The sequence below is a fragment of the Pseudoduganella lurida genome, from assembly GCF_007830455.1.
GTDB classification, from domain to species: Bacteria; Pseudomonadota; Gammaproteobacteria; order Burkholderiales; family Burkholderiaceae_D; genus Rugamonas; species Rugamonas lurida.
Genome location: NZ_VLLB01000001.1, coordinates 1,180,800 through 1,204,119 on the forward strand (window position 1 = coordinate 1,180,800; position 23,320 = coordinate 1,204,119).

Sequence of the window (23,320 nt, forward strand, 5' to 3'; positions counted from 1 at the left end):
TGGATTGGCTAAACCTTCGAATTGTACCGCAAAGGGGCCTTCCCGGCAATGCCGGAGGCGCCATGGTCCGCCTATTCTGCGCCCTTTTATGCGCACGGCGCGCGAGATCGCGCCGCCATGCGGGCTGCGCCCTGATGAGCTGGCCTATAAGTTAGCCTATAAGGTGACCTACAAGCGGGCCGGTGAGTCCGCCGGGCGCCGCTCGCCCCGCCGGAGTGCGGCGCCGCCCAGCAGCCCCAGCCCACCCAGCAGCATCGCGTACGTGGCCGGCTCGGGAATGGCGGCCACCTGCACGTTCAGCAGCGCGTTGCCGATCGACGCCAGCGCCATCGAAGCGGCGTAGTTGCCGTCCGTTCCCGTGCCGTATGCCTGTGACCAGACGCTGGCCGACAGGTCGAGCCGGAAGCTGCCGTCGAGCGACAGCGGTCCGCTGTCCAGGGCGAACGGCCGCAGCCCCTGGAACGTGGCCGCCTGGTAGCCGAACGGCTGCACGCCGCCCGGCGCGGTCAGGGTCCAGGCCAGGCTGGCGCGGTTGTCCGCGCTGCCGGGCGGGTAGCCCTCCAGCTGGCCGGCGACCAGTTCGCCATATGCCAGCGCATGGACCGAAACGCCCGTCACGCGGTAGCCCGGCTTCACGTCCACCGCCAGCACGCTCCAGTGCGCGCTGCCGTTGACGGTGCCGGTACCGGTCTCGTCGATGGCGGGCCAGTACTGCAGTTCCCCATTCAGGGTATCGAGGGAGATGCTGGTGGTCAGCGGCGTCTGCGCCGCCACGCTCAGCCGCCAGTCGCCCGGACTGGAACCATTCACGTAGGTGAGGATGAACGCCTCTGTCTCCAGCGTGACGGCGGCGCTGGCCGGGCCTGCCAGCGCCAGCAGCATGCCGGTGGCCAGGGCGGCCAGCCAGGCCAGGGCACGGCTCACGATTCCCTCCGGCGCGCGTACAGGCCGAGCGCGCCGAGCCCGGCTGCCAGCATCAGCCAGGTGCCCGGCTCCGGAATCGCCGCCACCGTCACGTGCAGCGTCACGTCGCGGACCGAGGCACGCGCCATCGATTCGGCAAACGCGCCGTCGCCATTGACGCCCCAGGCCTGCGCGAACAGGCTGCCGGAGAAGCCCAGGATCGTGTCCGTGACCAGGTCCAGGTCCGTTTCGCCGCCCGCCAGCGACTGCTCGGCCTGGAAGTCGTCGAACATGTGGCCATAGCCGACCGGCCCAGTGGGTTTCCAGACCGTCATGTAGAAGGTGGCGCCATTGTGCGCCTGGCCGGGCGGAAAGTCGGGCACGTATCCCAGGCCCAGTTCGCCAAAAGCCGTGCCGGTGACGGTGATGCCCGTGACGCGGTACGCGGGTTTCAGGTCCAGGAACAGCGTGCTGTAGTGGTATTTCGAATCGAAACTGCCGGCACCGGTGAGGTCGCGCGCCTCGGCCAGCGCCAGATCCCGGTTCAGCGTGTCGAGCGAGAAGCTGTAGTGGCCGGGGTCCTGGTCCACGAGCGTGATGCTCCAGTCTTCCGGATTCGGACCATCGGTATAGCTGAGCGTGAATGCCGCAGTGTCGATGCTGGTTTCCGCCGCCGCGGGACGCATCGCCGCGGAGCACAGCACGATGCCGAGCGCGAGCGCGGCCGGGATGCCTGATTGCATGGGAACCTCCGTCGGAAAGTTGACCGAAACCATCTCCGGCCTGGTCGGCAGGGCCGGCTTTCAGCTTAGCAGCCGGTGGCGGAAACAAAAGCAGTTTCGGCCGGCTTTTGACGAAGGCCGGGCCGCATGCATGCGGCCCGGGAGGCAGGCCCCGGAATCAGCCCAGCGCGGCAATCCCCGCCTTGGCGATCTGGGCATCCTGATTGGACTTCACGCCCGACACGCCCACGGCGCCCACGGTGTGGCCGTCGACGACGATATTGACGCCGCCTTCCAGCAGCCCTTCCACTTCCGGCGCCGTAAGGAAGGCGTAGCGGCCGTTGTTGATCACGTCTTCGTACACCTTGGTTTCACGGCGGCCCAGCGCCGACGTCTTGGCCTTGGCCGGGGCGATGTGCGAGGTCAGCGGCGCGGCGCCATCGAGGCGCTGCTGCCACAGCAGGTGGCCGCCGTCGTCGACGATCGCGAACGACACGGCCCAGCCGTTGGCCAGCGCTTCGGCTTCGGCCGCGGCGGCAATCTTCTTCACATCGGCGAGGGTCAGGTAAGGCTTGGTCTGCATCGGGTTTCCTGGTTGGACTAATGAACGGGTTTAGCGGAGCACGGCCGGCGACTCGCGGCGCGCCTTCAGTTTTGCTTTCAGCTGTGGCATCAATGCCAGCGTGGCCTTCTCGCCGGCCTGCATGGCCTTCGCGCGGTTGGCGAAATCGTTGCTGGCCATCGTGCCCAGCGGCGGCTGGATCACGATGTCCGCATCGCGCAGCTCGTACTGGTTGATGCGCTGGCCCATGATGGAGAAGGTCTGCATGATCACTTCCAGCGACGACACGGCGGCCTGGGCATCGGTCTGCGTGCTGATGTTGACGGCAATGATGAATTCGGCGCCCATCTCTTTCGCGAAGCGTACCGGCACCGGGGCCACCAGGCCCCCATCGACATAGGTGCGGTTGCCGATCGAGACGGGCTGGAACACGCCCGGCACGGCCGAGCTGGCGCGCACCGCCATGCCCGTGTTCCCGCGGGTGAACAGGATCGGCTGGCCCGTCTTCAGGTCCGACGCGACGGCGCCGAACGGCAGCTTGAGCTTTTCCAGGGGCCGGTTCTGCACTGCCTTGTTGACGTAGGCCTGCAGCGCTTCTCCCTTCAGCACGCCGGACTTGCTGCCGAACAGGGGCAGCGCCCAGTCGGAGATCGCCGCCTCGTCCATGGCGTAGGCCATCTTCTGCAGCGCGGCCGCGTTGTTGCCGGCCGCGTACATGGCACCGACCACGCTGCCGGCACTGGTGCCCACGACGATGTCCGGCACGATGCCGTTCGCTTCCAGGGCCTTGATGACGCCGATGTGGGCGAAGCCGCGCGCCGCCCCGCCACCGAGGGCCAGGCCGATCCTCACCTTGCGCTGCGGTGGCGCGGGCGGCTGCAGGGTCGGCGTGGAATCGGCCAGCGCGGGCGGGATCGCCGGCGGCACGGTGGTGGCCGGCGTGATGACTTCGGGCGTGGAGGGGGCGGTCGGCGTGGAGCCGCACGCGGCCAGGAAGGTGGCCAGGGCGGTCGCCGTCAGCGCGGCCCGCACAGCCGGCCCGGCCAGGCGCTTGAAAAATCTGTGGAATGCCATCGATTCAGTCTGGGTGGCGCCCGCAGCGGGTGCGGGCAAACGCCAGATTGTATCAGTTCACTTCGCGGCCAGTGCAGGGGCCGGCTGCGGCGCCGCGGACAGCGCCTTCGGCAGATTGACGGTGAAGGTACTGCCCTGCCCCGGTTCGGACGTGATGGTCAGCGTGCCGTTATGACGCAGCAGCACGTGCTTGACGATGGCCAGGCCCAGGCCCGTGCCCTGCGTCTCGCGCGAGCGGCTCTTGTCGACGCGGTAGAAGCGTTCCGTGAGCCGCGAGATGTGCTCGGGGCTGATGCCGATGCCCGTGTCGCGTACCGACAGGCGCACGCCGGAGGCCGTGTCTTCCCACAGCAGCCGCACCGTGCCGCCGGCCGGGGTGTAGCGCACCGCGTTGGCGGCCAGGTTGCCGAAGGCGCTGTAGAGCTCGTCGGCGCTGCCCATCACGTCGCCGCCGCGGATCTCCAGCGTGATCTCGTGCTTGCCCGCCGACAGGGCCTGCGCATCGCGCTGCACGCGGTCCAGCATCTTGCCGATGTCGACCCGCTCGGGACGCATCGGGTGGTCGATCGATTCCAGGCGCGACAGCGTGAGCATGTCCTCGATCAGGTGCTGCATGCGGTAGGCCTGCTCGACCATCAGCTTCAGGTGCGCCTGGCGGGTGTCGGCATCGAGCGGTTCCGAGGCGGCGATCTCCAGGAAGCCCAGGATCACGGTGAGCGGCGTGCGCAGCTCGTGGGACGCGTTGGCGATGAAGTCGCGCCGCATCATGTCCGTGCGTTCGGTTTCCGTGATGTCGTGCGTGACGAGGATCTGGCGGCGGTTCTCGAACGGGATGATGTGGACGATCAGCTTGCGGCCGCGGAACGACAGCGTCAGCGGCTGGTCGTAGCGGCCCAGGATCAGGTAGTCCATGAAGTCCGGGCTGCGCACCAGGTTCGTCACGCGCATGCCCTTGTCGCGATCCTGGCGCAGGCCCAGGTGCTCCTCGGCGGCCGGGTTGCACCATTCCAGGAACAGCACGTCGTCCATGATGACGACACCATCCGGCAGCAGGTGCATCGCCTGGCGGAAGCGCGCCAGCCATTCGGTCAGCTCGCGCTGGTTCTTCTCGTCGTCGCGCCGCAGGCGGTACAGCCGCGAGAACACCGGCGTCCACTCGCCCCAGCCATCGGGCAGCTTCGCGCTCTGCGGATCGTCCAGCCAGGCCGACAGGTCGTACAGATAGTGCAGCTGCGCCACCACCAGCGCCGTCACGGCCGCCAGCGCCACCCACAGCGCCGGTAGCGCGCCGAACCACCACCACAGCAGGCCGATGCCCACCGCGCCAATGCCCAGCCGCAGCGCCACCGGCACCCAGAACAGCAGCTTCGGATTCATGAAGGATTACGCTTTCTCGGACAGCATGTAGCCGACGCTGCGGACGGTCTTGATGAGGTGTTCCGCTTCCTTCAGCGCCTTGCGCAGCCGCAGCACGTGCACGTCGACCGTGCGCTCCTCGATGACGACGTGGTCGCCCCACACCTTGTCGAGCAGCTGGCTGCGCGAGAACACGCGCTCCGGATGCGCCAGGAAGAATTTCAGCAGCTTGTATTCGGCATGGCCGATGTCGATCTTCGCTTCGCCCATCGACACCGTGCAGCTGACCGGATCGAGCGTGATCGGACCGGCGCGCATCGCCGTATCCGCATGCTCCGGGCTCTTGCGGCGCAGCAGCGCGCGCGAGCGGGCCAGCAGCTCGCGGGGCGAGAACGGCTTGGTGATGTAGTCGTCCGCGCCACTGTTCAGGCCCGCCAGCTTGTCCTCTTCCATGCTCTTCGCCGTCAGCATGATGACGGGGATGTCGGCAAAGTGGCGGTCGCCGCGGATGCGCGCCAGCAGGCGCAGGCCGCTCTGGTCGGGCAGCATCCAGTCGAGCAGGATCAGTTGCGGCTTGCGTTCGTGGATGAACTCCCAGGCTTCCTGCGTGCTTTGCACGGAACTCACGTTCCAGCCCGATTCGCGCAGGGAAAACGTGACCAGCTCCACGATCGCCGGTTCGTCTTCCACTATCAATACTGTCGTTTTGTCAGCTGCCATTTCTTGGATTGAACTCTTAGTCTTCCTTCGTTTCCAGCGGCTCCGTGACGGCCGGACGGCTGTGGCGGATGTCGCGCCCTTCCACCACGTAGATCACGTACTCGGCGATGTTCTTCGCATGGTCGCCGATGCGTTCGATCGCCTTGGCGACCCACATCGTATCGAGCGCAGCCGAAATTGTACGCGGATCTTCCATCATGAACGTGATCAGGTTGCGCATGATCGTGCGGAATTCATGGTCGATCACGGCATCCTGGGCGATCAGCGCCAGTGCCTGGTTGTGGTCGTTGCGGGCAAAGGCGTCCAGCGCGTCGTGCAGCATGTCGCTGGTGGCGGTGGCGATATTGCGCACCATCTCGTAGTGGTTGACGGTGACGGCGCCGCGGCCGTGCAGGCTCTTCGCCGTGCGGGCGATCTTGGTGGCCTCGTCGCCGATGCGCTCCAGGTCCGTGATGACCTTGATCGTGGCCATGATCGTGCGCAGGTCGTTGGCGGCCGGCTGGCGGCGCACGATCAGGTGGCTGCACTGGTCGTCCAGCTGCACTTCCAGCTGGTTGACGGCATCGTCCTCGCGCATCACGCGCTCGGCCCGTTCGGCGTTACCGATGCGGAAGCAGGTCATCGCGTCGAGGAATTGCGTCTCCACCATGCCGCCCATCAGCAGCACTTTGGAGCGGATCGCTTCCAGGTCGTGGTCGTAAGCTTTGGATGAATGTTCGCCCATCATGGCTGTGGTCCTTTTAATGTCTCAGATCAGCCGAAGCGGCCGGTGATGTAGTCCTGGGTTTCCTTGCGGGCCGGGTTCATGAAGATCTGGTCCGTCTCGCCGAATTCCACCAGCTCGCCCAGGTACATATACGCCGTGTAGTCGGAGCAGCGCGCCGCCTGCTGCATGTTGTGCGTGACGATCGCGATCGTGTAGTCCTGTTTCAGCTCGCTGATCAGCTCTTCCACCTTCGACGTCGAGATCGGGTCCAGCGCGGACGTCGGCTCGTCGAGCAGCAGTACGTCGGGCTTGACCGCCACGCCGCGCGCGATGCACAGGCGCTGCTGCTGGCCGCCGGACAGCGACAGGCCGCTCTTGCCCAGCTTGTCCTTCACCTCGGTCCACAGCGCGGCCTTCTTCAGCGCCCACTCCACGCGCTCGTCCATCTCGCCCTTCGACAGGTTCTCGTACAGGCGCACGCCGAAGGCGATGTTGTCGTAGATGGACATCGGGAACGGCGTCGGCTTCTGGAACACCATGCCCACTTTGGCGCGCAGCATGTTCACGTCCTGGTTGCCTTCCAGGATGTTGGTGCCGCGGTAGGCGATGGTGCCTTCGGCGCGCTGGCCCGGATACAGGTCGTACATGCGGTTCAGCGTACGCAGCAGCGTCGACTTGCCGCAGCCGGAGGGGCCGATGAAGGCCGTCACCTGCTTCTCGTGGATGTCGAGATTGACGTTGTGCAGGCTGCGGGTCTTGCCGTAGTAGAAGTTCAGGCCCTTGATCTCGATGATCTTGGCGCCCGTCTTGGCGGCGGCATTCGGTTGAGCGTTCATCATGGTCTCTTGGAGGCGGATCGTGTTCATTGGATAGATGGTTCAGCCGATCAGTGTTCGTTCGGTCAATTCGGGACTTTTTGCGTGAAGACCGTGCGCGACAGGATGTTCAGTGCCAGCACGCTGAACGTCACCAGCAGTGCGCCGCCCCAGGCCAGCGAACGCCAGTTGTCGTAAGGGCTCATCGCGAACTGGTAGATCACGTAGGGCAGGTTGGCCATCGGCTTGTTCATGTCGGCATTGAAGAACTGGTTGTTCAGCGCGGTGAACAGCAGCGGCGCCGTTTCGCCGGACACGCGGGCGACGGCCAGCAGCACGCCGGTCACGACACCGGCCTTCACGGCGCGCAGGCGCACCAGCATGGCCACCTTCCAGCGCGGCGCACCGAGCGCGAACGCCGCTTCCAGCAGCGAGTTCGGCACCAGGCGCAGCATGTTGTCCGTGGTGCGCACCACCACCGGCACGGCGATCAGCGACAGCGCCAGCGAACCGGCGTAGCCCGAGAAGTGGTTGACGTTGGCGACATACAGCGCGTACACGAACAGGCCGATCACGATCGACGGCGCGGACAGCATGATGTCGGTCACAAAACGCGTGACCTGGGCCAGCTTGTTCTCTTCGCCGTATTCGGCCAGGTAGATGCCGGCCAGGATACCGATCGGCGTGGAGACCAGCGTCGACAGGCCGACCATCATCAGGCTGCCGACGATGGCGTTCATCAGGCCGCCGCCTTCGCTGCCGGGGGCCGGCGTGGTCTGCGTGAACAGCGCCGGGGTCAGCGCCGAGAAGCCGTTGATCAGCAGCGTGGCCAGGATCCACAGCAGCACGATGACGCCGACGGACATGGCGGCCACCGACAGGGCGATGCCCACGCGGTGCTGCCACAGGCGCTTGCGGTAGACAGGATTCACGGTATTCATTTGACGCCTTCCTTGCGCGACATCCCGGCCAGCATCAGCTTCGCGGCGGACAGGACGATAAAGGTGATCACGAACAGGATCAGGGCCAGCGAGAACAGCGACGACACGTGCAGCGGCGTCGCGGCTTCGCCGAATTCATTGGCCAGCGTGGAGGCAATCGAGTTGCCCGGTGCGAACAGCGAGGCCGACAGCTTGTTGGCATTGCCGATCACGAAGGTAACGGCCATCGTCTCGCCCAGCGCGCGGCCCAGGCCCAGCATCACGCCGCCCACCACGCCCGTTTTCGTATAAGGCAGCACGATCTTGCGCACCACTTCCCAGCGCGTGCAGCCCAGGCCGTACGCGGATTCCTTCAGCACGGCCGGCACGATCTCGAACACGTCGCGCATCACCGAGGAGATGAAGGGGATGATCATCACCGCCAGGATCAGGCCGGCGGTCAGGATGCCGATGCCCATGGTGGGGCCGGAGAACAGCACGCCGATGAAGGGGATGTGGCCCAGCGTCGCCTTCAGGAACGGCTGCACGTAGTCGCCGAACAGCGGCGCGAACACGAACAGGCCCCACATGCCGTAGATGATCGACGGCACGCCGGCCAGCAGCTCGATGGCCGTGCCCAGCGGGCGCTTCAGCCACACGGGGCAGATCTCGGTGAGGAACAGCGCGATGCCGAAGCTGACCGGGAAGGCGATCAGCAGTGCGATGCCGGCCGTGCCCAGCGTGCCGACGATGGCGATCAGCGCGCCGTACTCGTCGTTCATCGGATCCCATTCGACGCGCGTGATGAAGCCCGGGCCGAAGTGCGACAGGGCCGGCCAGGCGCCGATCATCAGCGAGATGATGATGCCGACCAGGACGAACAGCACGGACAGGGCGAACAGCATCGTCACCTTGTGGAAGAAGAAGTCCTGGATGCGCTGGCGGCGCATCACGGACTGCATCGCCGCGTGCGAGATGGACGGCTCCATCTGCGGCGCCGCCGCGGGGACGGATGTGATTTCTGCACTCATGGACATGGGTTCTGGATGGGTTGGAGGCTGTTTTAATAAAGGCTAGCCGGGAGTCCCTGACTGGGAACCCCCGGCTAACCCCCTCGGCGGGTGCCGAGGGAGCATGTGGCTATCAGTACAGCGCCTTGCCCGAAGCATCCTTCAGGTTGGCCTTCCAGGCCGACTGCACCTGCTTGACGACGGAGTCAGGCATCGGCACGTAGTCCAGGTCCACGGCAGCCTTGTCGCCATTGGCGTAGGCCCAGTCGAAGAACTTGATGACCTCTTTGCTCTTGGCCGCGTCAGCACCCTGCTTGTACACCAGGATGAACGACACGCCCGTGATCGGCCAGGAGGTCTTGCCGGCCTGGTCGGTCAGCACCACGCCGAAGCCCGGCGTCTTGGTCCACTCGGCGTTGGCGGCGGCGGCCTTGAAGTTCTCGTCGTCCGGCTGCAGGAACATGCCGTCCTTGTTCTTGAGCTGGGTGTGCGACATCTTGTTCTTCTTGGCGTAGGCCCATTCGACATAGCCGATCGAACCCTTGATGCGCTGCACGTTGGCGGCGACGCCTTCGTTGCCCTTGCCGCCCATGCCCACCGGCCATTTCACGGCCGAGTTGGCGCCGACCTTCGTCTTGAATTCGGCATTGGTCTTGGACAGGAAGTCGGTGAACAGGAACGAGGTGCCCGAACTGTCGGCGCGGTGCACGACGGTGATGTCATCGTCCGGCAGCTTCACGCCCGGGTTCAGGGCGGCGATCGCCTGGTCGTTCCACTTGGTGATCTTGCCCAGGTAGATGTCGCCGACGACGGGGCCGGTCAGCTTCAGCTGGCCCGGGGTGATGCCGGCCAGGTTGACCACGGTGACCACGCCGCCCATGATGGCCGGGAACTGCATCAGGCCTTCGGCATCCAGTTCCTCTGCCTTCAGCGGCATGTCGGACGCGCCGAAGTCGACGGTCTTGGCCTTGATCTGCTTGATGCCTGCGCCGGAGCCGACGGAAGCGTAGTTCAGGCCATTGCCCGTGGCAGCCTTGTACTGCTCGGCCCACTTGGCGTAGATCGGGTAAGGGAAGGTAGCGCCAGCGCCGGTAATATCCGCAGCCAGCGCGGTAGTGAAGGCCATTGCGGCGGACGCGCCTACGACGAGGGAGGCCATCAACTGTTTCATACGCATATCAAAGTTCCTCTAGGGGTTGGATGATGCTGCGCAGTCTAATGACGGAATATGACGGCTTTATGACATCTTTGACGCGGCTTGAAATATTTGCGTTCCGCCCCCTTTGCACTTTTTGCCGGATCGTCCTCGCACGCTGCAAGTCACTGAATTACAAAGGAATTCTCCATGTCATAATCTGCCCTCAGGTGGTCATGGCCTTGTCATATTTCCCCTCTACACTGTCATGAGCGCCAGCGCGAGTGTTGTCGCGTTAGTATCTTGCATGCACGACCAGAAGAAGACGATCCCATGAAGCCCGAGACGCGAGCGGAAGCCAACCGCCCCGGCCTGTTCCTGGACCGCGAGCTGTCCCAGCTCGCGTTCAACCGCCGTGTGATGGCGCAGGCCGAAGATGCCGCCATCCCCGTGCTGGAACGGCTGCGCTATTTATGTATTGTCAGCAGCAACCTCGACGAGTTCTTCGAGGTCCGCGTGGCCAGCCTGCTGGCCGCGGCCAGCGTGGACGGCAAGCTGTCCGAGCACCCTGCCCTGACGGCCAACCTGAACCGCGTGGCCGCCGAATGTCACGTGATGGTGGCGCGCCAATACGAAATCCTCAACACGGAAGTGCTGCCGCTACTGAAGGAGCACGGCGTGCACCTGCTGCGCCATAACGAGCGCAACGAAGCGCAGCGCGCCTGGGTGAAGGATTATTTCGAGCGCGAGGTGCGCCCGCTGCTCACGCCGATCGGCCTGGACCCGGCCCACCCGTTCCCGCAGGTCGTCAACAAGAGCCTGAACTTCATCGTGGCGCTGTCCGGCAAGGATGCGTTCGGGCGCGGCACGGCCATCGCCATCATCAAGGCGCCCCGCGTGCTGCCCCGCGTGATCCAGCTGCCGGCCGAGCTGTCGGACAGGGCCGACGGCGCGGCACCGGGCGTGTCGTTCTGCCTGCTCTCCTCCATCATCCACGCGCACATTTCCGACCTGTTCGCCGGCCGCGAGGTGATGGCCTATTCGCAGTTCCGCGTGACGCGCGATTCGGACCTGTGGGTGGACGAGGACGAGGTGAAGAACCTGCGCCAGGCGCTCAAGGGCGAGCTGCAGGGCCGCCAGTTCGGGCGCTCCGTGCGCATCGAGGTGGCCAAGAACTGCCCGCCGGAGCTGTCGCAGTTCCTGCTCGACCAGTTCGACCTGGACCCCACCCGCCTGTACCAGGTGGACGGCCCCGTCAACATGGTGCGGCTGAACGAGATGATCGAGTACACCAAGCTGCCGGAACTGCGCTTCCCGCCGTTCGTGCCGGGCATGGCGACGGCCGGGTCAGACATCTTCGCCACGCTGCGCAAGCAGGACATCCTGCTGCACCACCCGTTCCAGTCGTTCCAGACCGTCATCGACTTCATCCGCAGCGCCGCCACCGATCCCTGCGTCGTCGCGATCAAGCAGACCGTCTACCGCACCGGGATGAATTCGGACCTGATGGAGGCGCTGATCCTGGCGGCCCGGCTGGGCAAGGAAGTGACCGTGATCGTCGAGCTGATGGCGCGCTTCGACGAGGAAGCCAATATCAACTGGGCCGACAAACTGGAACAGGCCGGCGCACAGGTGGTGTACGGCGTGGTCGGCCTGAAGACGCATGCAAAGATCGCGCTGGTGATCCGCCGCGAAGGCACGGGCAGCAGCGCGGCACTGCGCTACTACGCCCACCTGGGCACGGGCAACTACCATCCGACGACCACCAAGTTCTACACGGACTTCGGCCTGCTGACCAGCCAGCCCGAGATGGGCCGCGACGTGAACGAGGTGTTCATGCACCTCACCAGCCTGGCCAAGCCGCACAAGCTCACGCACCTGTGGCTGGCGCCGTTCGCGCTGCAGGACCAGATCATCAAGGCGATCCGCAACGAAGCAAAGATCGCCAAGGGCGGCAAGGCCGGGCGCATCATCGTCAAAGTCAATGCTATGGTGGACGAGTCCGTGATCCGCGCGCTGTACGAAGCGTCCCAGGCCGGCGTGAAGATCGACCTGATCGTGCGCGGCGCCTGCACCTTGCGGCCTGGCGTGACGGGCCTGTCGGACAATATCCGCGTGCGCTCGATCATCGGCCGCTTCCTGGAACACAGCCGCATCTACTACTTCCGCAACGACCTGGCGCACGACGTCTACCTGGCCAGCGCCGACTGGATGAGCCGCAACCTGTTCCGCCGCATCGAGGTGGCCTTCCCGGTACTGGACCGCGCGCTGAAGCGGCGCGTGATGGCCGAGGGACTCAATCCCTATTTGAAGGACAACGCCAATGCCTGGGAACTGGAGCCGGATGGCCACTACCACCGCCGCAAGCCGCGCGGCAAGGGCACGCCCTACGGCGCCCAGCAGCACCTGATGGCATCGCTGGGCACCAGCGCGGACTAGGCAGGCAATGATTGAAATTGAAGACCACTGAGGAGGCAAGCATGGACCTGATACTGTGGCGCCACGCGGAAGCGGAACCGGGCGACGAAGGGTTGCCGGACATCGAGCGCGCCCTGACGCCGAAAGGCCAGAAGCAGGCGAAGCGCATGGGCCAGTGGCTCGATTCGCAGCTGCCCGAGAGCTGCCGCATCCTCGTCAGCCCGGCCGTGCGGACGGTGCAGACGGCCGAAGGGCTGGGCCGCAAGTACAAGACCGTGCCGGCGCTGGCGCCGGGTGCCGAAGCGGCCGCCATCCTGAAGGCGGCCAACTGGCCGGCATCGAAGGAAACCGTGGTGATCGTCGGCCACCAGCCCACGCTGGGCCAGGTGGCGGCGCTGCTGCTGGCCGGCGAGGAGCTGGACTGGGAAATGAAGAAGGCCGGCGCCTGGTGGTTCGTGCAGCGCGAGCCGGAGGAACCGGTGACGCTGAAGGCGGTGATGTCGGCGGACCTGGTGGTGAAATAGCCGTCCAGAAGTAGCCGTCCATCAAATCGCCGTCCATGACGTAGCCGTCCATCAGGTCGCCGTCCATGACGTAGCCATCGCTGTCCTGCCGGTGATGGATGGCATGACCAGCAGTGTTCGCCAAATGAAATAATGTGAAATAGTTTCCCAACGACCTTGCAAAGCCGCCAGCGGCTGCTACGCTCAAAGGGTATCAACAACGGGAGCAGCCGCCCGCAAGGATGGCTGGAATGACATGCCTGCACTACTGACGATCGGCATCTTCGTAGCCACCGTGGGGCTGATCGCCTATGAAATCATCTCGGAAAGCCGTGGTGGTCACCAGAAACTGACAGACCGCTATCACGAATAGCAAGCGCTGCAAATGCAACGAAGCCCCGCGGCAGCCGGTGGACCGGATGCCGGCGGGGTTTTCAGCTGGTGGCTGCCGCGCGGGACAGCAGAGCTACGGGGTCTGACCCATGGCCCGCGGCGCGAAGCCCGGTTGTCGGCGATCCCACGGGTCCGACCCTGCTTCGGCATGTATTTCGACGGCGCCGGCAAACGGCTGGGGTCAGACCCGCGATGCCGTCAGCGATCGACGTGAGAGTCCCGGGCGCTGTGGGTCAGACCCCGTGGCTGGGCAGCCCGCGGCGACTTCAACGATCTATCCCAGCATATCGAGGAACGTCCCCGTCCCGCCCATCTGCTCCTGGATCGTGTACAGCTGCGCCAGCGCCTGGGCCTGGGTGGTCAGCGCCTGCGCCATGCGGTCCTGCTTGCCCGTGAGGATTTCCAGGCTGCGCGTCACGCGCGTCTCCGTGCGGGAGAGCAGGCCCGTCTCGGCCGTCCACGAGTCGATCTTCTTGTCGAGCTTGTCCGCCAGCCCGCTGCCTTCGTTGGTGAACAGCTTGGCCAGCGCGGACGGATCGGCCTTCACTGCCGCGTCCAGCTTCGTCTGGTCCAGCACCAGCTTGCCGCTGGCGTCCTGCGAGATGCCGGCCGCGGCGAGCCCCTGCGCCATCGAACCGGCGCCGCCGATGCGCATCACCTGGGCCAGCTGCGTGGTCACCGAGCTCAATGCCGTGTCGCCCTTCAGCGCGCCCTTCTGCAGCGCCGCGAGCCGCTCGGTCAGCGCGTTGTAGCCCTCGATGAAGGTATTGACGTTCTTGGAGATCTGGCTGGTGTCCTGCGCCACCGTCAGCGTCGTCGATCCCTTGGCGGCGAGGGTGAGCGTGGTGCCGGGCACCGCATCCGTCAGCGAATTGGTGGGGCTGGTGATCTTCGTGCCGTCGACGGTCACGATGGCATCCTGCGCCGCCTGTACCTGTGTCATGGCGCCGGCCGCCGGATGTTCCGGGTCGAAGCCGATGGCCGCCTTCAGCGCCGCATCGCCCGTGACGCTGATCGACAGCGTCTGCGCCGCGCCGTCCTTGCCTTTCACCTGCAGCGAGTAGCCGGTATCGCCCTTGACGACCGAGGCGTCCACGCCGGCCTTCTTCATGGCGGCCGCGATGCCTTCCAGCGTATTGTTGCTGCTGTCGATGGCGATGCTCTGGCTGCCGCCGGCCGCCTTGAACTCGCCGTCCGCCAGCGTGCCCCACTGCAGCTTGATGGTGGCATTGGTGCCGCTCCCCAGCGCGGTGTCCGCCGTCGGCTTCGCGCCGCCGGTGAGGATCTGGCCCTGCGCCAGCTGGCCCACTTCCACCTTGTAGGTGCCGGCCTTGGCCGAGGAAGTGGTGGCCGCTGTGACGATGCCGTTGACCGATGCGCTGGCGGAAGTGGACAGCCCGGCGCCGGACAGGCTTTCGGCCAGCGCTTCGAAGGTGGACAGCGCGCTCTGCAGCTGGCCCAGGCCGGAAAGGCGCGTCTGGTCCGCCGTCAGGCTGGCATTGAGCGCATCGATATTGCCCTGCTGGCCGGCGAGTGCCTGGCGCACCTTGGCGGCCACCGTGGGCGACAGCGTGGTGCTGCCCGTGACACTGCCGGCGGTGTTCGCGACGCTGCCACCATACAAGGTGGCAAGCAGGCTGCTGGTAGCGCTCGTGTTCATGTTGACCTCGCGTGGCTGACTCCGGATAACCGGGATTATGATGCCATCCCGTCAAAGAATCAAAAGCTCGAACTGAACGGAGTTCGTGTCCTTGTCTTCCAGGCATCACCCGTCACGGTCGTTCAGCGCACGAATTTGGTGATGGCGGCCGTGGCCTCGGGCGTCAGGGGCTGGAACACGAAGCCCACCTTGAACTCGTTGCCGGAAAAGATGCAGTGGCTGACCTTGGCGCGGCAGGTGATGATCTGTGGCTTTCCGTCCACCAGCATCTCGAAGACGACCTGGCCGGGCTTGCCCGTATCCACCTTGCTGGCCGTCGTGACGGACATGCCGGCCAGTCCCAGGTCGAAGGTGCGGGCCGGCAGCGGCGCGGAACCATCCAGCACCACCATGGCGCGTACGCGCAGGATCTTGCGCACTCCCTGTCTTTGATCGACTAACACTGTAAACCCTCGCTCGCATGGAAACCGCCGGCGTGACCGGCTGTGCCATTTTACTGCGCGAGCGCGGAAATTGCATTGAATAAAATTCTTTAAGGTAACTAATTACCTGCAATCTCCTTCAACCATCACTTCGTTACCCGCCACGCATCACTGCAGCTCGCGCAGCTTGTTGAACGCATCGTCGATACGGTCGACGGCGATGATCGTCATGCCTTCGATCGGCGCCTTCGGTGCGTTGGCCTTCGGGATCATGGCGATCGAAAAGCCCAGCTTGGCCGCCTCGCGCAGGCGCTCCTGGCCCCGTGGCGCGGGCCGGATCTCGCCGGCCAGGCCCACTTCGCCGAACACGACGAAGCCGCGCGGCAGCGGCTTGTTGCGCATCGACGAATTGATGGCCAGCAGGACGGCCAGGTCGGCCGCCGGTTCCGTGATCTTCACGCCGCCGACGGCATTGATGAACACGTCCTGGTCGAACGCGGCGATGCCGGCATGGCGGTGCAGCACGGCCAGCAGCATGGCCAGGCGGTTCTGCTCCAGGCCGACGGACAGCCGCCGCGCATTCGGCAGGTGGCTGGCATCGACCAGCGCCTGGATCTCCACCAGCAGCGGCCGCGTGCCCTCCTGCGTCACCATCACGCAGGAGCCGGGCACCTGGTTGTCGTGCTGCGACAGGAACAGCGCGGACGGATTCGACACGCCCTTCAGCCCCTTTTCCGTCATCGCGAACACGCCCAGCTCGTTGACGGCGCCGAAGCGGTTCTTGATGGCCCGCACCAGCCGGAAGCTGGAATGGCTGTCGCCCTCGAAGTACAGCACCGTGTCGACGATGTGTTCCAGCACGCGAGGGCCGGCCAGCGCGCCTTCCTTCGTCACGTGACCCACGAGGATGATCGTGATGCCGGTCTGCTTGGCGATGCGCGTGAGCTGCGCCGCGCACTCGCGCACCTGTGCCACCGAACCGGGGGCCGACGTCAGCGCATCCGAATACAGCGTCTGGATCGAGTCGATCACGGCCACTTCGGGACGCACGTCGGCCAGCGTCTGCTGGATTTTCTCCAGCTGGATCTCGGCCTGCAGCTTGAACTCCTTCGCGTCGATGGCCAGCCGCTTGGCGCGCAGCGCGATCTGCGCGCCGGACTCCTCGCCCGACACGTACAGCACGCTCTTCATGCGCGACAGATTGGCCAGTGCCTGCAGCAGCAGGGTCGACTTGCCGATGCCGGGATCGCCGCCGATCAGCACCACGCCGCCGGCCACCAGGCCGCCGCCGAGCACGCGGTCGAATTCCTCGATGCCGGTGCCGAAGCGGGGCACGTCCAGCGCCTCGATCTCGTGCAGCGACAGCACCGGTGCCGTCTGCGCCAGGGCCTGCGGCGTCTGCGACATGCGGTTCACGCCGGCCGTCTCCACCACCGTTTCCACCATCGTGTTCCACTGCCGGCAGGCCGGGCACTGGCCCGCCCACTTGCTGCTCGTGCCGCCGCATTCGCTGCACACGTACTGGGTCTTTGCTTTTGCCATGGTCGTTCAGTCTTCCTCGATCCGCACGCGGGGCGCCACCGCGCACATCAGTTCATAGCCGATGGTGCCGGCGCTGTCGGCCACCTCGTCGATCGGCAGGCCCTGCCCCCACAGCACCACGCGGCTGCCGACGCGGGCTTCGGGCACATCGGTCAGGTCCACCGCCATCATGTCCATCGACACGCGCCCCACGCTGCGGGTGCGCACGCCATTCACCAGCACCGGCGTGCCGGTCGGTGCATGGCGCGGATAGCCGTCCGCATAGCCGCAGGCGACCACGCCGATGCGCATGGCGCGGTCGGCCTCGAAGCGGCTGCCGTAGCCGACGAAATCGCCGGCCGCGATGTCCTGCACGCCGATCAGTTCACTGGCCAGCGTCATCGCCGGCAGCAGGCCGTGTTCCGCCGCGCTGCCCCCGCCGGGCGTGCCGCCATACAGCATGATGCCGGGCCGGATCCAGTCGCTCACCAGCGTTTCCTTCAACTCGGGCATCCGGAACACCCCGGCCGAATTGGCCAGGCTGCGCGGGCCCGGCAGGCCGGCCGCGCCCGCGTCGAAGCGGCGGATCTGCTCGCCGATCGGCAGGCAGCGGTGCGCCGCCTCGTCGGCATTGGCGAAGTGCGTCATCAGCGTGATCTCGCCAACGTGCGGGATGGCGCGCAGCCGCGCGTGCGCGCGTGCGAATTCGTGCGGACGGAAGCCCAGCCGGTTCATCCCCGTGTTCATCTTCAGATGCACGTCGATGCGGCGCGCCAGCGGCGTGCTTTCCAGCAGCGCGATCTGCTCGTCGCAATGGGCCGCGCCGTTCAGGCCGTGCCGCGCCATCGTGTGCAGGTCGGCCGCATCGAACCAGCCTTCCAGCAGCAGCACGGGCTTCGTCCAGCCCAGCTCGCGCAGCCGCACGGCGTTGTCGAACTCGATCAGCGCAAGGCCGTCGGCCTCCGCAAAGCCGCGCAGCGCGCGTTCCAGGCCATGGCCATAGGCGTTCGCCTTCACCACCGCCCAGGCGCGTGAGTCCGGCGCGCAGGCGCGGGCGCGTGCCAGGTTGTGCCGCAACGCGGCGAGGTGGATGATGGCGACGATGGGCCTTGGCATGGGTCGACTGGAGATGTTGATGGTAGATGGAGGGGAGGCGGCATTTTACCTTAGACAGGGCTTAAGGACCCGCGGCCGGCGCGCGGCAGGACAGGCGATTCCGCACGACCGTTCACACTGCGGAAAGCCTGAATTGGTGCGGCGCACGGCGCGCGGCGGGCATTTCCGGCAGCCCGTCCGTTTCTTTGGAAAGGCATCCATTCATGGTATAAAGCAAGCCGATCTCAGTTTTCAGGCCCTCCACAATGAATCGTGGTTTTTATACCATCATGGCAGCGCAGTTCTTTTCTTCGCTGGCGGACAATGCACTGCTGTTCGTCGCGATCGACCTGCTGATCACGATGCAATCGCCGGCGTGGATCACGCCGTTGCTGAAGTTCCTGTTCGTGCTGTTCTACGTGCTGCTGGCGGCGTTCGTGGGCGCGTTCGCCGATTCGCTGCCGAAGGGCCGCGTGATGTTCTACGCGAACCTCGTGAAGATCTTCGGCTGCGCGCTGCTGTTCTATGACGTGCACCCGCTGGCCGCCTATGCGATCGTCGGCATCGGCGCCGCCATCTATTCCCCTGCCAAGTACGGCATCCTGACGGAGCTGCTGCCGCCCGAAAAACTGGTGGCGGCCAACGGCTGGATCGAAGGCCTGACGATCACCTCGATCATCCTCGGCACCGTGATGGGCGGCATCCTGGTCGGCGACCGCGCCGAGGCGATCATGCTGGGCTGGCACATCGGCATCCCGAACGCGGAGAGCGGCGCACTGATGATCGTGGCCGTGCTGTACATCGCGGCGGCGCTGTTCAACCTGCGCATTCCGCTCACCGGCTGCGTGTATCCGCACCAGGAGCGCAACCCGGCGCGCCTGATCGAGGACTTCGCCAACTGCTGCTCGATCCTGTGGAAGGACAAGCTGGGCCAGATCTCGCTGGCTGTCACCACGCTGTTCTGGGGCACCGGCGCCACGCTGCAGTTCATCGTGCTGGAATGGGCCAAGCAGTCGCTGCACATGACGTACGAGAAGGCCACCACGATGGTGGGCCTGGTGGGCCTGGGCGTGACGGTGGGCGCCGTGATGTCGGCAAGGATGATCACGCTGCGCCGCTCGCTGTCCGTGATTCCGCTGGGCGTGGCGATGGGCGTGATGGTGATGGCGATGGCGTTCGTGTACAGCACCTGGATCGCCTACCCGATGCTGATCATGATCGGCGTGCTGTCCGGCTTCTTCGTGGTGCCGATGAACGCGCTGCTGCAGCACCGCGGCCACGTGCTGATGAGCGCCGGCCACTCGATCGCCGTGCAGAACTTCAACGAGAACCTGTCGATCCTGACGATGCTGGCGGTGTACTCGCTGATGCTGCGCCTGCACCTGGACCTGAACACCATCATCATCCTGTTCGGCCTGTTCCTGGCCGGGACGATGATCTTCATCATGCGCCTGCATGCGGCCAACCAGCGCGAACACGATTCGCTCGCGCTGATCGGCGAGCACAAGCACTAATCGGTTGCGCTGGTCCTCGCGTCGTTCGCGCGGCGCAGGGCCGCCTGCGCCGGCCAGCCGTCGGGCACGAGGAAGGCACGGCCCTCCTCCAGCAGCCATTCCCCTTCCTGCCGCACGGACGCCACCATCACCGGCGACGCATCCGTGGCGAACTGCAATGCCAGCACGTCCGCCAGTTCGGCACGCGACAGCGCCGAAGGCACGGCCGCATCGTCCGGCGTCGCACGGATCTTCAGCGGCGCCAGCCACAGCAGGCGCGGCATCACCACGAAGCATCCCTCTTCTTCGACCGCTGCAAAATCGCCCAGCGTTCGCCACGTGCCGCGGCAGTGGCCAGGCGTGATGCCGGGGATGACGGCGTCCATGCCCGGCGGGTGGAACAGCCAGCCCTTGACGAGCGCCTGCGCCGCCACGACGGGCCGCAAGCCCGCCTGTTGCAACGCGAGCTGCGCGGCGGGATGCCCGCCCAGCGCCAGCTGCTGCGCGAAGATCTTGCGCATCTTGCGGCCCAGCGTGTCGGCCAGGTTGGGCCCCACCAGCACGTCGAAGTCGCCGTTCGCGGCGTGGCCGTCGAGCAGGTAGAACTTGCTGGCGAATTCGATGTGGCGCAGGCCCGCGGGCTCGTCCAGCAGGAAGTCGAACTCGCCGACCGTCTGCTGGCCGCCCTTGGGGCGCGGCATCCGGACCTGCAGGCCATGCGCGGCCAGCATGCCACGCTGCGCGTAGTAGAACGCCATGAGCTTTTCGGCGTACAGGCCGAGGCGCGAATAGAAGCGGCTGCCCAGGGCCGCAACGAGCGGTGCGGGATCGTGCTCCAGCGCGGCCAGCCACGCTGCATCGGCCGCGTTGACGGCACCCAGGGTGGCAATGCGGCCATGCCAGTACGGCGCGGCGGGATCGAGCAGGTCCGGCGCGTCGAGCAGCCAGGCCAGCGCCCGCACGTGCGGACGCGTCAGGTGCCCCCAGCGGCGCTCGAAGGACGTCTGGTGATCCGGCAGCGGTTCAGCGCCGGCCGGCATGGGCGGAGCGGGCCAGGCACAGGTCGGCCCACGCCCGGGCCTTGTCGGCCGGCTGCTTCAGGAGGTCGGCCGGGTGGAAGGTGGCGACGACCGGCAGTTCGCCATGGCGCAGCACCTTGCCGCGCGCGGCCACGCCCAGCAGGCCCTTGGCCGTCACGCCGCCCAGCGTCAGCACCAGGCCGGCGCCCGTCAGCGCCAGCTCGCGCTGCAGGTACGGGCGGCATGCGGCCAGCTCGTCGGCGCTCGGCAGGCGCTCGCTGCCATCCTCGGCCGTTGGCCGGAACTTCACCAGCGTCGTCACGTAGACGCCATTCTGCGTCGACAGGTCGACGGCGCGCAGCATATTGTCCAGCAGCTGGCCCGGTTCGCCGGACAGCGGCTCGCCGGCCTTCTCGTCGGCCGCCGTGGGTGCGGTGGCCAGCACGACCCAGCGCGCCCGTTCGTCGCCGCGGCCGGGCACGTTGACGCGACCGTCGGCGCACTGTTCGCAGCGGTCGCAGCGGCGCACGGCCTCCTGCAATGCCGGCCAGTCCATCGCCGCGATCTCCTCGTCGGTGGCGCCCCGGCTGCGTGCCGGCGCGCGGCTGACCGCGCTGGCGGGCACGGCATCGAACCACGACGTGTCTTCGCCGGAAGGAGCCGGCGTCGTCTCTCTTGGCCGCGCCGGTGCCGGTACCTTGTGGACGGGCGCCCTGGGTGGCGGCGCGGGCGCTTCGTCGAACCAGGCCGTGTCGTCGCCGGAGCCGGACGGCGCGGGAACGGACGCCGGTGCCGGTGCGCGTGCCGCGGACACTTCGGCCACCGGCGCTGCAGCGACCGCCTCTACCGCGACTGATTCCACAGCGACTGATTCCACCGCGACGAGTTCGGCCGCAATGACTTCCGGCGCGATGACTTCCGCGTCGACGCCGTCGTCGGCGCGGTCGCGCAGCAGCCAGCGCGGGCCGATGCCCATCTCCTGCAGGAAGACGTTGTTCCGGGCGTTCATAGCGGCATCCGCATCACGATGGCATCCTCGCGGGTCTGGTTGGCGGCCGGATAGTAGCCCTTGCGGCGGCCGATTTCATGGAAGCCGTAGCGGCGGTAGATCGCCAGCGCGCGCACGTTCGACGGGCGCACCTCCAGCAGCATCGACTCCATGCCGAGTCCGCGCGCGCAGGCCACCGACTGGTTCAGCAGCAGCCGGCCCAGTCCCTGGCCCTGCCAGCGCGCGGCCACGGCCACGTTCAGCAGATGCGCTTCGTCGACCACCGCCATCACGAGGAAATAGCCGAGCAGTTCGCCCGGCTGGTCGCGCAGGATCCAGGCGTGGTAGCCGCTCCTGAGCGAGTCGGCGAAATTGGTGCGCGTCCAAGGATGCGGATAGACGCTCGTTTCCAGCGCCGTCACGTCGTCCAGGTCATGCGGCTGCATCGGTTCGTAGACCAGCCGCGCCAGGTCCCACGCCATGCCGCGGTCCGGCGTCATGCGCCCGCTCCGGCGGCACCGGCCGCGTTGATGACGGCACGCTCGGCCTTCGTGTAGGCCACCTTGTTGCGCAGGTAGAGCGGCTGGGCGGCCGCCGCCGCCACGCCCTGCCCGGCCGCGAACGCTGCCGCGCCCAGGCGCGCCACCTGTTCCGCGTGGGGCTGCACGGCCGGGTCGCCATCGGCCACGAAGGCACTGCTGGCAAACGTTTCGGCGTACACCGCCAGCCCATTGCCGCAGGCGCGCGGCGTGCCCCGGGGTGCCACCTCCGCCGGTGCCGACAGCGCGGGCGGCAGCACGGTTACCGGCAGGCCGTCTTCGATACGATATTGGGCCCAGTACACCTCGTTCATGCGCGCATCCAGCACCGGCAGCACCTCGGCCGCGCCATGCCGCTCGTGGCAGGCCAGCGCCATCGCATCGAGCGTGACCACCGGCACCAGCGGCAGGCCGGCACCGAAGCCGAGGCCCTGGGCGATGCCGCAGGCGGTACGCACGCCGGTGAACGAACCGGGCCCGGCGCCATACGCGATCGCGTCGCAGTCCGCCAGCGCGATGCCGGCCTCCGTCAGCAGCTCCTGCACCATCGGCAGCAGCGAGGCGGAATGCGTGCGCACGCCATCGGAACTGCGCGAGGCCACCCGGCCGCCATGCAGCAGTGCGCAGGAGGCCAGTTCGGAGGAAGTTTCAAGTGCAAGGATTGTCAGCATGTAGCGTTGGTCGGCATGGTACGGATTCGTGGGCGTAATGGCGGTACGCAAAGCATATTTTACCTCGCGGCCGGGGCCAGGCCCAGTCATCGGATCCGAGGCCGGTCCGCAGGTCCCACCGTCGGGTTCGCACCGGGCACATCGCAAAGCGAGTTAGAATGCTGCGATGCACAGCACAACCCTACACGCCGACAACCGCGCCGAAGTGGCCGCCGCGCTGGCGCAGGACCGCCTGATCGTGGCCTGCCTGTGCGCCGCCTGGTGCGGCACCTGTTCCAGCTACCGCAACGCCTTCGAAGAACTGGCGATGAAGCACCCGGAAAAATATTTTCTGTGGGTGGACATCGAGGACCATGCGGACATCGTCGGCGACCTCGATGTCGTGAATTTTCCGACCCTGCTGATCCAGCGTCATGAAACCGTGGCATTCTTCGGCACGATGCTGCCCGATCCGAACGTGGCGAACCGCCTGATCGAAACGATCGCGAAGATCGACGAAACCGAACTGGCGCGCCAGGCCGCCAGCAACGACGAACGGCGCCAGTGGCAGGCGGACTGCAACCTGCGGCAGCTGATGGGCACTGCCTGAGGCCAGGCCGCCAGGCGGATGTTCTGTCCCGTCATCTGTCCCGTCTCCCGCACTGCCTGCCGGGGATCCCGTTGCTCAGGCGCCCT

At 66.4% G+C, this 23,320-nt stretch carries 23 protein-coding genes; 4 read left to right on the forward strand and 19 right to left on the reverse strand.

Annotated elements, in window-relative coordinates:
* Positions 1-168 precede the first annotated feature (168 nt).
* From IP91_RS05045 to pstS, 11 genes are all read right to left on the reverse strand, one after another.
* Positions 169-924, reverse strand: coding sequence for a PEP-CTERM sorting domain-containing protein (locus tag IP91_RS05045; protein ID WP_229473885.1), 756 nt, complete (start codon positions 922-924; stop codon positions 169-171).
* Entirely contained in the window at positions 921-1,646 is a 726-nt protein-coding gene (locus IP91_RS05050; protein WP_229473887.1) for a PEP-CTERM sorting domain-containing protein, read from the reverse strand. The genes IP91_RS05045 and IP91_RS05050 overlap by 4 nt, the downstream gene beginning before the upstream one ends.
* A gap of 157 nt (positions 1,647-1,803) precedes the next feature.
* Positions 1,804-2,208: a GlcG/HbpS family heme-binding protein gene (locus IP91_RS05055; protein ID WP_145647633.1), complete on the reverse strand. Its 405-nt coding sequence runs from the start codon at positions 2,206-2,208 to the stop codon at positions 1,804-1,806.
* A gap of 30 nt (positions 2,209-2,238) precedes the next feature.
* Positions 2,239-3,261: a patatin-like phospholipase family protein gene (locus IP91_RS05060; RefSeq protein ID WP_145647634.1), complete on the reverse strand. Its 1,023-nt coding sequence runs from the start codon at positions 3,259-3,261 to the stop codon at positions 2,239-2,241.
* 57 nt (positions 3,262-3,318) lie between these two features.
* Positions 3,319-4,638 (reverse strand): phosphate regulon sensor histidine kinase PhoR, encoded by a 1,320-nt coding sequence (gene phoR, locus IP91_RS05065; RefSeq protein WP_145647635.1) that lies wholly within the window; start codon positions 4,636-4,638, stop codon positions 3,319-3,321.
* Between the two features lie 6 nt (positions 4,639-4,644).
* Positions 4,645-5,337 (reverse strand): phosphate regulon transcriptional regulator PhoB, encoded by a 693-nt coding sequence (phoB, locus tag IP91_RS05070; RefSeq protein ID WP_145647636.1) that lies wholly within the window; start codon positions 5,335-5,337, stop codon positions 4,645-4,647.
* Positions 5,338-5,353: 16 nt separating this feature from the next.
* On the reverse strand, positions 5,354-6,064 hold the full coding sequence (gene phoU / locus IP91_RS05075) for a phosphate signaling complex protein PhoU (protein WP_145647637.1): 711 nt from the start codon (positions 6,062-6,064) through the stop codon (positions 5,354-5,356).
* Positions 6,065-6,090: 26 nt separating this feature from the next.
* Positions 6,091-6,882, reverse strand: coding sequence for a phosphate ABC transporter ATP-binding protein PstB (pstB, locus tag IP91_RS05080; protein WP_145647638.1), 792 nt, complete (start codon positions 6,880-6,882; stop codon positions 6,091-6,093).
* Between the two features lie 62 nt (positions 6,883-6,944).
* Positions 6,945-7,799, reverse strand: a complete 855-nt coding sequence (pstA, locus tag IP91_RS05085; RefSeq protein WP_145647639.1) for a phosphate ABC transporter permease PstA — start codon at positions 7,797-7,799, stop codon at positions 6,945-6,947.
* Positions 7,796-8,809 carry a phosphate ABC transporter permease subunit PstC gene (gene pstC, locus IP91_RS05090; RefSeq protein ID WP_145647640.1) on the reverse strand — a complete coding sequence of 338 codons (1,014 nt, stop codon included), beginning with the start codon at positions 8,807-8,809 and terminating at the stop codon, positions 7,796-7,798. The genes pstA and pstC overlap by 4 nt, the downstream gene beginning before the upstream one ends.
* A 112-nt stretch (positions 8,810-8,921) precedes the next feature.
* Positions 8,922-9,965, reverse strand: coding sequence for a phosphate ABC transporter substrate-binding protein PstS (gene pstS, locus IP91_RS05095; protein WP_145647641.1), 1,044 nt, complete (start codon positions 9,963-9,965; stop codon positions 8,922-8,924).
* 291 nt (positions 9,966-10,256) lie between these two features.
* Here pstS and ppk1 point away from each other — a divergent pair, with 291 nt between their 5' ends.
* Together ppk1 and sixA are read left to right on the forward strand one after the other, a co-directional pair.
* Positions 10,257-12,362 (forward strand): polyphosphate kinase 1, encoded by a 2,106-nt coding sequence (ppk1, locus tag IP91_RS05100; protein WP_145647642.1) that lies wholly within the window; start codon positions 10,257-10,259, stop codon positions 12,360-12,362.
* Positions 12,363-12,403: 41 nt separating this feature from the next.
* Positions 12,404-12,865: a phosphohistidine phosphatase SixA gene (gene sixA, locus IP91_RS05105; RefSeq protein ID WP_145647643.1), complete on the forward strand. Its 462-nt coding sequence runs from the start codon at positions 12,404-12,406 to the stop codon at positions 12,863-12,865.
* A 646-nt stretch (positions 12,866-13,511) separates the two neighbouring features.
* Here the strand turns inward: sixA and fliD are convergent.
* From fliD to alr, 4 genes are all read right to left on the reverse strand, one after another.
* The gene (gene fliD / locus IP91_RS05110; RefSeq protein WP_145647644.1) at positions 13,512-14,897 is read right to left on the reverse strand and encodes a flagellar filament capping protein FliD; all 1,386 of its coding nucleotides are present in this window, start codon (positions 14,895-14,897) and stop codon (positions 13,512-13,514) included.
* Between the two features lie 122 nt (positions 14,898-15,019).
* Positions 15,020-15,316, reverse strand: coding sequence for a PilZ domain-containing protein (locus tag IP91_RS05115; protein ID WP_229473889.1), 297 nt, complete (start codon positions 15,314-15,316; stop codon positions 15,020-15,022).
* A gap of 171 nt (positions 15,317-15,487) precedes the next feature.
* Positions 15,488-16,861, reverse strand: coding sequence for a DNA repair protein RadA (gene radA, locus IP91_RS05120; protein WP_145647646.1), 1,374 nt, complete (start codon positions 16,859-16,861; stop codon positions 15,488-15,490).
* A gap of 6 nt (positions 16,862-16,867) precedes the next feature.
* On the reverse strand, positions 16,868-17,956 hold the full coding sequence (alr, locus tag IP91_RS05125) for an alanine racemase (RefSeq protein WP_145647647.1): 1,089 nt from the start codon (positions 17,954-17,956) through the stop codon (positions 16,868-16,870).
* Positions 17,957-18,201: 245 nt separating this feature from the next.
* Here alr and lplT point away from each other — a divergent pair, with 245 nt between their 5' ends.
* Positions 18,202-19,449 carry a lysophospholipid transporter LplT gene (gene lplT / locus IP91_RS05130; RefSeq protein WP_145647648.1) on the forward strand — a complete coding sequence of 416 codons (1,248 nt, stop codon included), beginning with the start codon at positions 18,202-18,204 and terminating at the stop codon, positions 19,447-19,449.
* Here lplT and IP91_RS05135 read toward each other — a convergent pair.
* Genes IP91_RS05135 through tsaB form a run of 4 tightly spaced genes read right to left on the reverse strand, consistent with a single transcriptional unit; the run spans position 19,446 to position 22,645 of the window.
* Positions 19,446-20,468: a DUF1853 family protein gene (locus IP91_RS05135; RefSeq protein ID WP_145647649.1), complete on the reverse strand. Its 1,023-nt coding sequence runs from the start codon at positions 20,466-20,468 to the stop codon at positions 19,446-19,448. The two genes, lplT and IP91_RS05135, sit on opposite strands and share 4 nt — an antisense overlap.
* On the reverse strand, positions 20,452-21,456 hold the full coding sequence (locus IP91_RS05140; RefSeq protein WP_145647650.1) for a uracil-DNA glycosylase: 1,005 nt from the start codon (positions 21,454-21,456) through the stop codon (positions 20,452-20,454). The genes IP91_RS05135 and IP91_RS05140 overlap by 17 nt, the downstream gene beginning before the upstream one ends.
* On the reverse strand, positions 21,453-21,935 hold the full coding sequence (rimI, locus tag IP91_RS05145; protein ID WP_145647651.1) for a ribosomal protein S18-alanine N-acetyltransferase: 483 nt from the start codon (positions 21,933-21,935) through the stop codon (positions 21,453-21,455). The genes IP91_RS05140 and rimI overlap by 4 nt, the downstream gene beginning before the upstream one ends.
* Complete coding sequence (tsaB, locus tag IP91_RS05150; RefSeq protein WP_145647652.1) at positions 21,932-22,645, reverse strand: tRNA (adenosine(37)-N6)-threonylcarbamoyltransferase complex dimerization subunit type 1 TsaB; 714 nt, start codon at positions 22,643-22,645, stop codon at positions 21,932-21,934. Before tsaB ends, rimI begins: the two co-directional genes overlap by 4 nt.
* Positions 22,646-22,811: 166 nt before the next feature.
* Between tsaB and IP91_RS05155 the strand changes: the two genes are divergently transcribed.
* Entirely contained in the window at positions 22,812-23,234 is a 423-nt protein-coding gene (locus tag IP91_RS05155) for a thioredoxin family protein (protein WP_145647653.1), read from the forward strand.
* The last annotated feature ends 86 nt before the right edge of the window (positions 23,235-23,320 follow it).